Consider the following 11,548-nt stretch of genomic DNA (forward strand, 5'->3'; position numbering starts at 1 on the left):
GCCATATGCCGCGGATTGCAGGCGGGTTAGCCCCTATACCTGGGCATTGTCTGGTGTTGCTAACATCATCCTCGCCCTTGCGGTTTACGGCAGCGGCAGCGGCGCCAGCCGGTCACGGTGCAAACGCGGCGAGTGAGACCGCGCCAGAGTTCCCCGCGCGAGCAGGGCTCCAGCCGGCGGCAAGGCATTGCATGACGGGTATTGAAGGAACCAGGAGAAGAGAGCATGAAACGAGTGGCAAAGACGATCGCGGCCGCGCTGGCAATCGGCGCGATGGGCATGGCGGCAGGCGCGTACGCGCAGGAATTCCCGGGCGGCAAGCCGATTTCGGCCGTGGTGCCGTTCTCTGCGGGCGGCCCGACCGACAAGGTCTCGCGCGAGTTGACCGCGATCATGTCCAAGCACCTGGGCGCGACCATCGTGATCGAAAACCTGGGCGGCGCCGGTGGCACCATCGGCGCCAAGAAGGTGGCCCAGTCCAAGAACGACGGCCACACCGTGCTGATCCACCATATCGGCATGGCCACGGCCCCGGCGCTGTACCGCAACCTGGGCTTCGATCCGCTCAAGGACTTCGAGATGGTCGGCGAGATCGCCGACGTGCCGATGATCCTGGTCGGCAACAAGTCGCTGCCGCCAAACAGCTTCAAGGAACTGCTGCCGTACATCAAGGCCAACGCTGCCAAGTTGTCGCTGGCCAATGCCGGCATCGGTTCGGCCTCGCACCTGTGCGGGCTGCTGTTCCAGAGCGCGATCCAGACCGAGCTGACCACGGTGCCGTACAAGGGCGCGGCTCCGGCGCTGACGGATATCCTCGGCGGCCAGGTCAACCTGCTGTGCGACCAGACCACCAACCTGGCTGGCCACCTGAAGGCGCATTCGGTCAAGGCGTACGCCGCCATGCAGGCAAAACGCGTGGAAGCGTTCAAGGACGTCCCGACCGCGGCGGAGCAGGGCATGCCCAATGTGGAAGTCAAGGTCTGGCACGCCATGTACGCGCCCAAGGGCACGCCCAAGCCGGTGATCGACAAGCTGTCGGCCGCGCTGCAGAAGGCCGTGGCCGACCCGGCGTTCCGCGCCAAGATGGCCGAGCTGGGCGCCGAAGCGGTGCCGGCGCAGCGCGCCACGCCTGAATCGCTGCGCACCTACCTGAGCGCAGAGATCAACAAGTGGACCCCGGTGATCAAGAAGGCCGGCGTCTATGCGGATTGATCCGATGGAGTGATGCATGCGGCGCGCTGGCCTGCCGGCCGGTGCGTTGTGCCGAAGGGCCATGCCTTGCGCATGGCCCTTTTTGTTTGCGGGGCGGCGCGACCAGCGGTGGCGGGCATCCTATATTGGTCAGACTGCCGCCGCCGGCGAGGTGCGCGACAGGCCTTGAAACCGTGCCGGGGCGTCGCCAACTACGGTCCTGACATATTCACGGAAGCCACCATGGAACAGTATCACGGCACTACCATCGTCAGCGTCCGCCGCGGCAATCAGGTCGCGCTGGGCGGTGATGGTCAGGTCACGCTCGGCAATATCGTGATGAAGGGCACCGCGCGCAAGGTGCGCCGCATCTACAACGGCAAGGTGCTGGTCGGGTTTGCCGGCAGCACCGCCGACGCTTTCTCGCTGCTGGACCGCTTCGAGGCCAAGCTGGAGAAATACCAGGGCAACCTGACGCGCGCCGCGGTCGACCTCGCCAAGGACTGGCGCTCGGACCGCGCGCTGCGCCGGCTCGAGGCCATGCTGATCACCGCCGACCGCGATACCACGCTGGTCATCACCGGCAACGGCGACGTGCTGGATCCCGAAGGCGGCATCGCCGCGATCGGCTCGGGTGGCGCCTATGCGCAGTCGGCGGCCAAGGCGCTGATGGAGAACACCGAGATGGCGCCGAAGGACGTGGTCGAAAAAGCGCTGACCATCGCCGGCGAGCTCTGCATCTATACCAACACCAATTTCGTCATCGAGACGCTGGAATAAGCCGCTGGCACCAGCGGGGGCCGGCGTACGCCCCCCGCGCACCGCGCCCCAACTGAACGGATACCATGTCGCACACCATGACCCCGTCGGAAATCGTTTCCGAACTCGACAAGCACATCATCGGCCAGAACAAGGCCAAGAAGGCCGTGGCGGTGGCGCTGCGCAACCGCTGGCGGCGCCAGCAGGTGGCCGAGCCCCTGCGCCAGGAAATCACCCCGAAGAACATCCTGATGATCGGGCCGACCGGTGTCGGCAAGACCGAGATCGCACGGCGCCTGGCCAAGCTGGCCGATGCGCCGTTCATCAAGATCGAGGCCACCAAGTTCACCGAGGTGGGCTATGTCGGCCGCGACGTTGACACCATCGTGCGCGACCTCGCCGAGATGGCGATCAAGCAGACGCGCGAATCCGAGATGAAGAAGGTGCGCACCAAGGCCGAGGACGCCGCCGAAGACCGGCTGCTCGACGTGCTGCTGCCGCCGCCGCGCGACATCGGCTTCTCGCAGCCGGAAGAGAAGGATTCCAACACCCGCCAGGTGTTCCGCAAGAAGCTGCGCGAAGGCCAGCTCGACGACAAGGACATCGAGCTCGAGGTCTCCGCCGGCATGCCGAGCATGGACATCATGGGCCCGCCGGGCATGGAAGACATGACCGAGCAGATCCGCACCATGTTTGCCGGCCTGGGCCAGGGCAAGAAGGCGCGCCGCAAGATGAAGGTCAAGGAAGCGTTCAAGCTGCTGATCGACGAAGAGGCCGCCAAGCTGGTCAACGACGAGGAGCTCAAGCACAAGGCCATCGCCAACGTCGAGCAGAACGGCATCGTGTTCCTGGACGAGATCGACAAGATCGCCAGCCGCAGCGATATCGGCGGCGGCGAAGTGTCGCGCCAGGGCGTGCAGCGCGACCTGCTGCCACTGGTCGAGGGCACCACGGTCAACACCAAGTACGGCATGATCAAGACCGACCATATCCTGTTCATCGCCTCGGGCGCGTTCCACCTGTCCAAGCCGAGCGACCTGATCCCCGAGCTGCAAGGCCGCTTCCCGATCCGCGTGGAACTGGAATCGCTGTCGGTGCAGGACTTCGAGGCCATCCTGACGCAGACCGATGCCAGCCTGACCAAGCAATACCAGGCGCTGCTGAACACCGAGGAGGTCAACCTGGTGTTCGCGCCGGACGGCATCCGCCGGCTCGCCGAGATCGCGTTCTCGGTCAACGAGAAGGTCGAGAACATCGGTGCGCGCCGTCTCTACACGGTGATGGAGCGGCTGCTGGAAGACCTGTCGTTCCACGCCAGCAAATCATCCGGCGAGACCGTGACCATCGACGCGGCGTATGTCGAGGAACGCCTGGGCGACCTCGCCGGCAACGAGGACCTGTCGCGCTACGTGCTGTAAAGCCCGCAGCCGGCCAAACGAAGGCGCACCGCGGTGCGCCTTTTTTCATGTCCGTGCGTTTCGACCTGCCACATCGCGGTAAGGCTCGTAAGCAATGGTAAGCCCGCTGGCCGGCGTTGCCGTGCAATGCGACCCTTGCGCACCTTGACGGTCGATTGACCGGTGCGGGAGCCACCGCATCCCCCTCAACCCACTGGCAGGAGAAATCACATGGTCCATTACAAGACCCGCCGGGTGGTGCTCGCCACGGGCGGCCTGCTGGCCGCGCTGGCAGCCGCCACGGCCTTCCTTTGCATCCGTCCGGCGATCCCGGCGGCCGAAGCCGCGCAATCGGGCACCCTGGGCGCGGCCGCCGCCGCGGCGGCAACGCTGGCGCTGGATTCGGGCGCGCTGTTCACGCTGGCGGACCGCCATGCCGGCGATGCCATGCGCATCGCCGACAGCGGCGCGCCGCCGGACGGTACCGACGGCCTGGACTGGGACTACGTCCAGTTGCGCCTGTAAGGCGGCGCCATGCCACGCCATGCAAAAGGCCGCGCACGTGCGCGGCCTTTTGCATTGGGGGACCCGTTCAGCGCTTCAGCGTGATACCGGCCGCTTGCCGAGCTTGCGCTGCAAGGTGCGCCGGTGCATGTTCAGCGCGCGCGCCGTCGCGGAGATATTGCCGCCATGTTCGGCCAGCACGCGCTGGATATGCTCCCATTCCAGCCGCGCCACCGACAGCGGCACCGGTTCTTCCAGCGCGGCCTGCGCCGCGTCTTCCGACACGCCCGCCATCAGCGCGGTCAGGATCGAATCGACATTGGCCGGCTTGGCCAGGTATTCATCGGCGCCCTGTTTGACCGCCGCCACCGCGGTGGCGATGCTGGCGTAGCCGGTCAGGATCAGGATGCGCGCGTCGGGCAGGGCCTGGCGCAGTGGTGCCACCAGCTGCAGCCCGGACTCGGCGGGCGCGGTGCTGCCGGATTCAGGCGGTGGCTCCAGGTGCAGGTCAAGCGTGACGTAGGCAAAGTCGGTGCGCGCCGCCAGCGCCAGTGCGGTGCGGCCGTCGTGCGCCACCGCCACGGCATAGCCGCGGCGCGTCAGCGCGCGCGCCAGCGTGCCGGCAAAGACTTCGTCGTCGTCGATCACCAGGAAGGGCGTGCCGGCCGGTGCGGTGGCTTCGGGTACCGGGGAGAGGGGTTCGGTCATAAGGCAGAGGGCACGGTGGCGGCGGGGGCCGCCGATGCGGAAAGCGAGGAGAGCGCCGGCAGGCGCAGTTCGGCGACGGTGCCGCCGCCAGGGCGGTCATGCCAGGCGAGTTCGCCGCCCATCTGGCGGGCGGCGCTTTGCGCCAGGTACAGGCCGATGCCCTGGCCGCCATGCTGGCTGGCCACCGGAGTTTCGCCGAGCTGGCCGCGCAGCGCTTCGGGGATGCCGTCGCCGTGGTCCGCGACGCGGAACGACAGCCACGGCGCGGTGTTGCCCGGGGCCATGGCGATCTGCAACTGCAGCGGCTGCGCGCCGCGTCCGGCAGCCTGCTGGCTGCGCGCGGCGTTGTCCAGCAGGATGGTCAGGATCTGGCCCACGCGCGCGGCTTCCACCGCCTGTGCGCCGGCGCCCGGCGTGGCCACCGCCTGCAGGCTGGCATTGGGATGGCGCAGCTGCCAGCGCTCGGCAAACGCCGGCAGCCAGCCGTCGATGCGCTGCGGCGCCAGCGTGGCGGGGTCTTCGCGCAGCCGCGCCAGCGTCGAGCGGCACAGCGCCAGCTGCTGCTCCATGGTTTGCAGGTCGGGCAGATAGCCGCTGATGGCGGTGGCGCCGCGGCCAGGGTCGGAGGCATCGGCGCGCAGCTCGCCGGCAATGACTGCCAGTGTGGCCAGCGGCGTGCCGATCTCGTGCGCGACCGCGGCGGCCTGGCCGTTCAGGTCTTCGACGCGCGCTTCGCGCAGCAGCTGCTCGCGCGCCAGGTTCAGCTGCGCTTCGCGCTGGCGCAGCACGCCCGACAGGCGCGCCACGAACAGCGCGATCATCACCGCGCTGGCGACGAAGTTCAGCCACATGCCGGCCAGGTGGTAGGTCACCGCGTTGTCCGGGTTGTGCAGGTCCAGCGGCACGTATTCGATCAGCAGCACCGTGTAGCAGGCCAGCGCGTACAGCGCCAGCGCAATCACCTGGCGCCACGGCAGGATGGCCGCGGCGATGGCCAGCCCCGGCAGGTAGAACGAGACGAACGGGTTGGTCGCGCCGCCGGTATAGAACAGGATCGCCGACAGCGCGGTCAGGTCCACCAGCAGCTGGCCCATCAGCTCGGCCTCGCCGGGCGCGCTGTTGCGCCGCGTGTGCTGGCGCAGCCGCAGCCCGGTGAGCAGGTTGAATAGCGCCTGCAGCCCCAGCACCACCAGCAGTGGGGTGTAAGGCAGGCGGATGCCGGCAATCGGCTCGCACACCAGCACGGTCAGCGCCTGCCCGCCCAGCAGCGCCCAGCGCAGCCAGAACAGCCGGCGCAGCGTGACCTGGCCATGGCGTGCCGAACTGCCGGCCGGCAGGGGCGACAGGAACGGGAAGTCGGGCAGGCGGGTCATGGCTGGGGCAGGGCGCATGGCGCGAGTGTATCAATGCCGCCGCGGGGCGCCGGCGCGTGCGACACCTTGCCGCATTGGCGCGTTGCCGCGCCGGCTGCCAGACTGGCTGGTTGCGTTGTCGATCGGGCGTGCCGGGCGGCCACGGCGGGCTCGGGCATGGGCGGTCCCCGCATGGTCTAATGTCTGCTTTCAGGAGAGCCTTTGATGCAAGCCAAATTCCGTCCGGCCACGCTGGCCGCTTCCTTTGCCCTGGCCGCCACGCTCGCATCGGGCGCCGCATTGGCCCAGGTCGATGTCAGCAACGCCTGGGTGCGCGGCACGGTGCCGACCCAGACCGCTTCGGGCGCCTTCATGGTGCTGCACGCGCACCAGGACGCAAAGCTGGTCGGCGTCTCGTCGCCGGTGGCTTCGGCCGAGCTGCACGAGATGAAAATGGAAGGCAACGTGATGCGCATGCGCCAGCTCAAGTCGCTGGACCTGCCCGGGATGCAGAACGTCGAACTGAAGCCGGGCGGCTACCACGTGATGCTGACGGACCTGAAGGGCCAGCTCAAGCCCGGCGATACGGTACCCATCACGCTCAAGATCGAACAGGGCGGCAAGGTGGTCGAGCAGAAGGTCACGGCCGAAGTGCGCAGCATGGTGCCGGCTGCCGCGGGTGGTCATGCCGGGCACGGCGACCACAAGCACTGACCGGCTGGCCAGCTGACTGGCCGGCGCCGCGCCGTCAGCCGCGCAGGCTGATCGGCTCGTCCGCTTCCGGGCTCGACGCCGCCGCCAGCACGCGCTCGCGCAGCCAGGCGTGGGCGGGATCGGCCTCGGTGCGCTGGTGCCAGATCATGGTGAAGGTGAAATCGTCCAGCGCGAACGGCGGCGCGAACACGGCATAGCGCGGGTCGTCCTCGAGCGCGGCCAGGCTGCGGCGCGCGGTGGTCAGCACCAGGTTGGTCCCGGCGATCAGCGCCGGCGCCACGCTCCAGTGCGGCACCACGCAGGCGATCTTGCGCCGTCCCCCCAGCTTGGCCACGGCCGTGTCGATCGCATCCATGCGTTCGCTGTGCGTGGCCACCAGCACGTGCGAGCGCGCCAGGTAGGCCACCTGGTCGAGCCGGCCGGTATCGCGCACGGTGGCGGCATCGACCGCGCAGGCATAGCTTTCGCGGAACAGCTCGGCGGACTGCACGCCTTCGGGCTGGTGGCTGAACACCCCCAGCGCCATGTCGATCTCGCCATCGGCCACCTGCGCGGTCATGCCCTCGCGGCTGGCCTGCGACACCACCAGGTCGATATTGGGCGCGGCCTTGCGCACCGCGCGCAGCAGCCGCGGCAGCACCACCAGCGCGCCGTAATCGGACATCGCCAGCCGGAAGCTGCGCCGCGCGGTGGCCGGCTGGAAGCCGCTCGGCCCCAGCAGGATGCGCACCTGCGCCAGCGCCTCGGCCAGCGGCCCCGACAGCTCGTGCGCGCGCGCGCTCAGCACCAGCCCGCCCTTGCCGCGCACCAGGATCGGGTCGTCGAGCAGTTGCCGCAGGCGCCCGAGCGCATGGCTGACCGCCGGCTGGCTCAGGTGCAGCCGCAGCGCGGCGCGGGAGATATGGCGCTCCGCCAGCAGCGCTTCCAGCACCACCAGCAGGTTGAGGTCGATTCCGCGTAGGCTATTCATTCGGCGAATATTAAACGTACGAAAGCAGAATTGGAAATTCGCAAAGCGATATTTCAAACTGCTGGCATCGCATCTTGCCCTATGGAGCGCGCCATGTCAGGCACCCCGCTGTCGTTTTCGATCCCGGCATCGCTGTGGCTGCCGCTTGGCACCGCCGTGCTGGCCGGTGCCGCGATCCCGTTCCAGGCCGGGGCCAACGCCACGCTTGGACGCATGCTTGGCCATCCGCTGTCGGCCACGCTGGTGTCGCTGCTGGTCAGCCTGGTAGCGCTGCTGCCGGTGCTGTGGCTGATGCGGGTGCCGCTGCCGTCGCCGGCGGCACTGGCGCAGGCCCCGGCCTGGCTGTGGAGCGGCGGGGTGCTGGGGGTGTTCTATATCTCGGCCGCGCTGATCATGGCGCCCCGGCTGGGGGCCGCCGGCTTCATTGCCGCGGCGGTGGCCGGGCAGGTGGTGGCCGCACTGGTGGTGGACCAGTTCGGCCTGGCCGGGTTTGCGGTGCGCGCGCTGACACCGGCGCGGCTGGCCGGCGCCGCGCTGATCGTGGCCGGGATGCTGGCGCTGCAGTGGGACAGCGGCGCGGCCGCCGCGCCGGCGCGTCAGCCGGCCGCCGGATCGGGTACGGAAGCGGGTGCGGATTCCGGCGTCTGACCAGCCTGCCGCGCCGCCAGGCACGCCGGACACAGGCAGTGCTGGCCCGGCACGATCTGCCGCGCCGGCAGCAGCGGCTGGCTGGCGCACCAGCACTCGGGAAGTCCCGCCACGTAGCCGCAGACAAAGCCGGCGCCGCAGCGGCTGCAATGTTCGACTGGTCGCAACTGGCCGGTCAGCACCGCGGCGGCGTCGCTCATGGCCGCCCCCGCGGCGGTGGCGGCATGGACGGGATTCGGTCGGGCGAGCGGCAGATGGCTGCGGGCATGGTGGCAAGGACTCGGGAACACTGTGGTGCGGCGCAGGCCAAATGGCTGAGAAGGCGATGCGCCTGTTGCATCGACGGAACGCGCCGGTGCCCCGCAGGGCGCTTGCAGCCGGTTCGCCGTGCCCGGTTGGGCCGGCGCGCTTTCGCCCCGCGCGGTTTCTTGTAAAATCGGCGCCTGCCGTGGCCGGATGGCGCACTTTCGGGCGATCCCCGGAGGCGATCCGTCGGGCTTCCCCCCGGGGATGCGGCCGCTTAGCCATCATACCTGTTGATTCTCACGGATGTCCCCCATGAACGCCGACAACCCTGGGCCTGCCGCGACCGCGGTGGCCGCCATTGCTCCCGCACTGAAAGCCGAGATCCTCGCCGAGGCCCTGCCGTATATCCGCAAGTTCCACGGCAAGACCATCGTGGTCAAGTACGGCGGCAATGCCATGACCGAAGAGAAGCTCAAGCACGGCTTCGCGCGCGACGTGATCCTGCTGAAGCTGGTCGGCATGAACCCGGTGGTGGTGCACGGCGGCGGCCCGCAGATCGACGAGGCGCTGAAGAAGGTGGGCAAGGTCGGCACCTTTGTGCAGGGCATGCGCGTCACCGACGAAGAGACCATGGAAGTGGTCGAGTGGGTGCTGGGCGGCGAAGTCCAGCAGGACATCGTGATGCTGATCAACCAGTACGGCGGCCAGGCCGTCGGCCTGACCGGCAAGGACGGCGGCCTGATCCGCGCCAAGCGCCTGCAAATGCCTGACCGCGAGAACCCGGGCGCGTTCATCGACATCGGCTATGTCGGCGACATCGAGGCGATCAACCCGGCGGTGGTCAAGGCGCTGCAGGACGACGCCTTCATCCCGGTGATCTCGCCGATCGGCTTCTCCGACGACGGCCAGGCCTACAACATCAACGCCGACGTGGTCGCCGGCAAGATGGCCGAGATCCTCAAGGCCGAGAAGCTGGTGATGATGACCAACATCCCGGGCGTGATGGACAAGAAGGGCAACCTGCTGACCGACCTGTCCGCGCGCGAGATCGAGGAGTTGTTCGCCGACGGCACCATCTCGGGCGGCATGCTGCCGAAGATTTCGTCGGCGCTGGACGCGGCCAAGAGCGGCGTGCATTCGGTGCACATCATCGACGGCCGCATCGAGCATTCGCTGCTGCTGGAAATCCTGACCGAGCAGGCCTTCGGCACCATGATCCGCTCGCACTGAGCGGAGCCCCGGGCGGCGCCGGCCACGGCCGGCCTCCCCGGCACATCCCAACCCCCTCCGAGTTGCCCGGCGTGCCTTCCAGTCTTCCCTCACCGCGCCGTGTCCGCGCTCGCCTCTGCCGCCGCCCCGCGGGCGATACCTCGGGCGGCACGGTCTGGCTGTTCGATCTCGACAACACGCTGCACGACGCCTCGCACGCGATCTTCCCGGAGATCAACCGGCTGATGACCGCCTACGTGGCGCGCGTGCTCGGCTGCGACGAGGCCACCGCCAGCCGCGTGCGCGTGGACTACTGGCAGCGCTACGGCGCCACGCTGCTCGGCATGATCCGACACCACGGCGTCGACCCGGCGGACTTCCTGCGCGCCGCGCATGAATTCCCAACGCTGGCCGAGATGGTGCGGGTGAGGCGCGGCCTGGCCGCGCACCTGCGGCGCCTGCCCGGGCGCAAGATCCTGGTCACCAACGCGCCGCAGGACTATGCGCGCGCGGTGCTGGAAGTCGCGGGCATCCGCCATTGCTTCGAGCGCGTGGTGGCGATCGAGCAGATGTGGGTGCACGGCCACCTGCGGCCCAAGCCGGACCGCCGCATGCTGCGCCGGCTGCTGGCGCAGGCGCGCATCGCGCCGCATCGCGCGGTGCTGGTCGAAGACACCGTGTCGCATCTCAAGCGCTACGCCGGCACCGGCATCCGCACCGCATGGGTGACCGGCTACCTGCGCACGGTCGCGCCGTCGCGTCCGCACGTGGTGCCCCCCGCGCCCGCAACCGGACACGACGATGGCAGCCGGCGCGACGCCGCGGTGCGCTCGACGCTGGAGGCCGAGGACCGCCGCCATGCCGGCCATGCCGTGCAGGAGCGCTCGGTGACGCTGGTGGCCGCCGAGACCCAGGCACCGCAGGCGCAGCCCGCCAACGTGCCGCGGGTGCGCGCCCGCGTGCCGAACCGGCCGGCCTATGTGGACATAAAAGTACAATCGATGCATCAACTCCAACGACGAATGCGGAGAACCGGGTCATGACGCAAAGCAACGGGCGCGAACCAGAAGCGGCCATTACGGGCAGCGAGCCGGACGCCGACCAGCAGCCGGCGGCGCCGGCGCGCAAGCGTCCGCGCCCCGGCGAGCGCCGCGTGCAGATCCTGCAGACGCTGGCGACCATGCTGGAGCACCCGCGCGGGGAAAAGATCACCACCGCGGCGCTGGCCGCGCGCCTGAGCGTGTCCGAGGCGGCGCTGTACCGGCATTTCGCCAGCAAGGCGCAGATGTACGAGGGGCTGATCGGCTTTATCGAGCAGACCGTGTTCGGCCTGATCAACCAGATCACCGACAAGGAAGAGCACGGCCTGCGCCAGGCGCATGCGATCGTGCGCATGCTGCTGTCGTTCGCGGAAAAGAACCCCGGCATGACGCGCGTGCTGACCGGCGAGGCCCTGGTGGGCGAGCACGAACGGCTGCAGGAGCGCATCAACCAGGTGGTGGACCGCATCGAGGCGTCGCTGCGCCAGTGCCTGAAGGTTGCGGTGACCCAGGCCGCGTTTCCGGCGGATGCCGATATTCCCGCGCGCGCCGCGCTGATCATGGCGGCGGTGCAGGGCCAGTGGCACCGCTATGCCAAGAGCGGTTTCCGCAAGTCGCCGTCGGACCATGCCGAGGCGCATCTGCGCGTGCTGCTGGGCTGAATGCAACCAGCCGGGCCGATTGCTCTATAATTCCCCGGTCGCGCCGATTTGATGACTGGCTTGCGGGCGCGCGGCAGCCACGGACAGGGTCCCGATGGCTCGCCACTATAAATGCGGCTAAAGAGGTTGGGTCGGCGCCCCATGCCAC

The 11,548-nt window shown here is 68.9% G+C and carries 13 protein-coding genes; 9 read left to right on the top strand and 4 right to left on the bottom strand.

Annotated elements, in window-relative coordinates; translation table 11 throughout:
* Positions 1–225: 225 nt before the first annotated feature.
* From MKD50_RS27810 to MKD50_RS27825, 4 genes are all read left to right on the top strand, one after another.
* Entirely contained in the window at positions 226–1,212 is a 987-nt protein-coding gene (locus tag MKD50_RS27810; RefSeq protein ID WP_115679151.1) for a tripartite tricarboxylate transporter substrate-binding protein, read from the top strand.
* Positions 1,213–1,434: 222 nt separating this feature from the next.
* On the top strand, positions 1,435–1,971 hold the full coding sequence (gene hslV, locus MKD50_RS27815; protein ID WP_012351483.1) for an ATP-dependent protease subunit HslV: 537 nt from the start codon (positions 1,435–1,437) through the stop codon (positions 1,969–1,971).
* A gap of 65 nt (positions 1,972–2,036) precedes the next feature.
* Positions 2,037–3,368, top strand: coding sequence for an ATP-dependent protease ATPase subunit HslU (gene hslU / locus MKD50_RS27820; RefSeq protein WP_012351484.1), 1,332 nt, complete (start codon positions 2,037–2,039; stop codon positions 3,366–3,368).
* Between the two features lie 210 nt (positions 3,369–3,578).
* Positions 3,579–3,872, top strand: a complete 294-nt coding sequence (locus MKD50_RS27825; RefSeq protein ID WP_115705474.1) for a hypothetical protein — start codon at positions 3,579–3,581, stop codon at positions 3,870–3,872.
* 75 nt (positions 3,873–3,947) lie between these two features.
* Here MKD50_RS27825 and MKD50_RS27830 read toward each other — a convergent pair whose 3' ends face one another.
* Both MKD50_RS27830 and MKD50_RS27835 read right to left on the bottom strand, forming a co-directional pair.
* Positions 3,948–4,559 carry a response regulator transcription factor gene (locus tag MKD50_RS27830; RefSeq protein ID WP_240073462.1) on the bottom strand — a complete coding sequence of 204 codons (612 nt, stop codon included), beginning with the start codon at positions 4,557–4,559 and terminating at the stop codon, positions 3,948–3,950.
* The gene (locus tag MKD50_RS27835; protein ID WP_115705478.1) at positions 4,556–5,950 is read right to left on the bottom strand and encodes an ATP-binding protein; all 1,395 of its coding nucleotides are present in this window, start codon (positions 5,948–5,950) and stop codon (positions 4,556–4,558) included. The genes MKD50_RS27830 and MKD50_RS27835 overlap by 4 nt, the downstream gene beginning before the upstream one ends.
* A 186-nt stretch (positions 5,951–6,136) precedes the next feature.
* On the opposite strand from MKD50_RS27835, the gene MKD50_RS27840 reads away from it, so the two are divergent.
* Positions 6,137–6,625: a copper chaperone PCu(A)C gene (locus MKD50_RS27840; RefSeq protein ID WP_240073465.1), complete on the top strand. Its 489-nt coding sequence runs from the start codon at positions 6,137–6,139 to the stop codon at positions 6,623–6,625.
* A 34-nt stretch (positions 6,626–6,659) separates the two neighbouring features.
* Here MKD50_RS27840 and MKD50_RS27845 read toward each other — a convergent pair whose 3' ends face one another.
* Positions 6,660–7,595: a LysR family transcriptional regulator gene (locus tag MKD50_RS27845; protein WP_115705482.1), complete on the bottom strand. Its 936-nt coding sequence runs from the start codon at positions 7,593–7,595 to the stop codon at positions 6,660–6,662.
* A gap of 93 nt (positions 7,596–7,688) precedes the next feature.
* Between MKD50_RS27845 and MKD50_RS27850 the strand changes: the two genes are divergently transcribed.
* Entirely contained in the window at positions 7,689–8,243 is a 555-nt protein-coding gene (locus MKD50_RS27850; RefSeq protein ID WP_252669595.1) for a DMT family transporter, read from the top strand.
* Here the strand turns inward: MKD50_RS27850 and MKD50_RS27855 are convergent.
* The gene (locus MKD50_RS27855; protein WP_115705486.1) at positions 8,192–8,443 is read right to left on the bottom strand and encodes a cysteine-rich CWC family protein; all 252 of its coding nucleotides are present in this window, start codon (positions 8,441–8,443) and stop codon (positions 8,192–8,194) included. The genes MKD50_RS27850 and MKD50_RS27855 overlap by 52 nt on opposite strands.
* 358 nt (positions 8,444–8,801) lie before the next feature.
* Here MKD50_RS27855 and argB point away from each other — a divergent pair, with 358 nt between their 5' ends.
* The 3 genes from argB (at position 8,802) to slmA (ending at position 11,400) form a co-directional block, all read left to right on the top strand.
* The gene (gene argB / locus MKD50_RS27860; RefSeq protein WP_039008462.1) at positions 8,802–9,719 is read left to right on the top strand and encodes an acetylglutamate kinase; all 918 of its coding nucleotides are present in this window, start codon (positions 8,802–8,804) and stop codon (positions 9,717–9,719) included.
* Between the two features lie 71 nt (positions 9,720–9,790).
* The gene (locus MKD50_RS27865; protein ID WP_252669597.1) at positions 9,791–10,741 is read left to right on the top strand and encodes a pyrimidine 5'-nucleotidase; all 951 of its coding nucleotides are present in this window, start codon (positions 9,791–9,793) and stop codon (positions 10,739–10,741) included.
* On the top strand, positions 10,738–11,400 hold the full coding sequence (gene slmA, locus MKD50_RS27870) for a nucleoid occlusion factor SlmA (RefSeq protein WP_172582588.1): 663 nt from the start codon (positions 10,738–10,740) through the stop codon (positions 11,398–11,400). The genes MKD50_RS27865 and slmA overlap by 4 nt, the downstream gene beginning before the upstream one ends.
* Positions 11,401–11,548: the final 148 nt, after the last annotated feature.

This window comes from Cupriavidus mimosae (assembly GCF_023952485.1).
Taxonomy (GTDB): Bacteria; Pseudomonadota; Gammaproteobacteria; order Burkholderiales; family Burkholderiaceae; genus Cupriavidus; species Cupriavidus taiwanensis_C.

Bases quoted from the DNA above. Each gene is read 5' to 3' on its own strand.
- MKD50_RS27810 (WP_115679151.1), top strand. From the start codon at position 226: ATGAAACGAGTGGCAAAGACGATCGCGGCCGCGCTGGCAATCGGCGCG.
- hslV (WP_012351483.1), top strand. From the start codon at position 1,435: ATGGAACAGTATCACGGCACTACCATCGTCAGCGTCCGCCGCGGCAAT.
- hslU (WP_012351484.1), top strand. From the start codon at position 2,037: ATGTCGCACACCATGACCCCGTCGGAAATCGTTTCCGAACTCGACAAG.
- MKD50_RS27825 (WP_115705474.1), top strand. From the start codon at position 3,579: ATGGTCCATTACAAGACCCGCCGGGTGGTGCTCGCCACGGGCGGCCTG.
- MKD50_RS27830 (WP_240073462.1), bottom strand. From the start codon at position 4,559: ATGACCGAACCCCTCTCCCCGGTACCCGAAGCCACCGCACCGGCCGGC.
- MKD50_RS27835 (WP_115705478.1), bottom strand. From the start codon at position 5,950: ATGCGCCCTGCCCCAGCCATGACCCGCCTGCCCGACTTCCCGTTCCTG.
- MKD50_RS27840 (WP_240073465.1), top strand. From the start codon at position 6,137: ATGCAAGCCAAATTCCGTCCGGCCACGCTGGCCGCTTCCTTTGCCCTG.
- MKD50_RS27845 (WP_115705482.1), bottom strand. From the start codon at position 7,595: ATGAATAGCCTACGCGGAATCGACCTCAACCTGCTGGTGGTGCTGGAA.
- MKD50_RS27850 (WP_252669595.1), top strand. From the start codon at position 7,689: ATGTCAGGCACCCCGCTGTCGTTTTCGATCCCGGCATCGCTGTGGCTG.
- MKD50_RS27855 (WP_115705486.1), bottom strand. From the start codon at position 8,443: ATGAGCGACGCCGCCGCGGTGCTGACCGGCCAGTTGCGACCAGTCGAA.
- argB (WP_039008462.1), top strand. From the start codon at position 8,802: ATGAACGCCGACAACCCTGGGCCTGCCGCGACCGCGGTGGCCGCCATT.
- slmA (WP_172582588.1), top strand. From the start codon at position 10,738: ATGACGCAAAGCAACGGGCGCGAACCAGAAGCGGCCATTACGGGCAGC.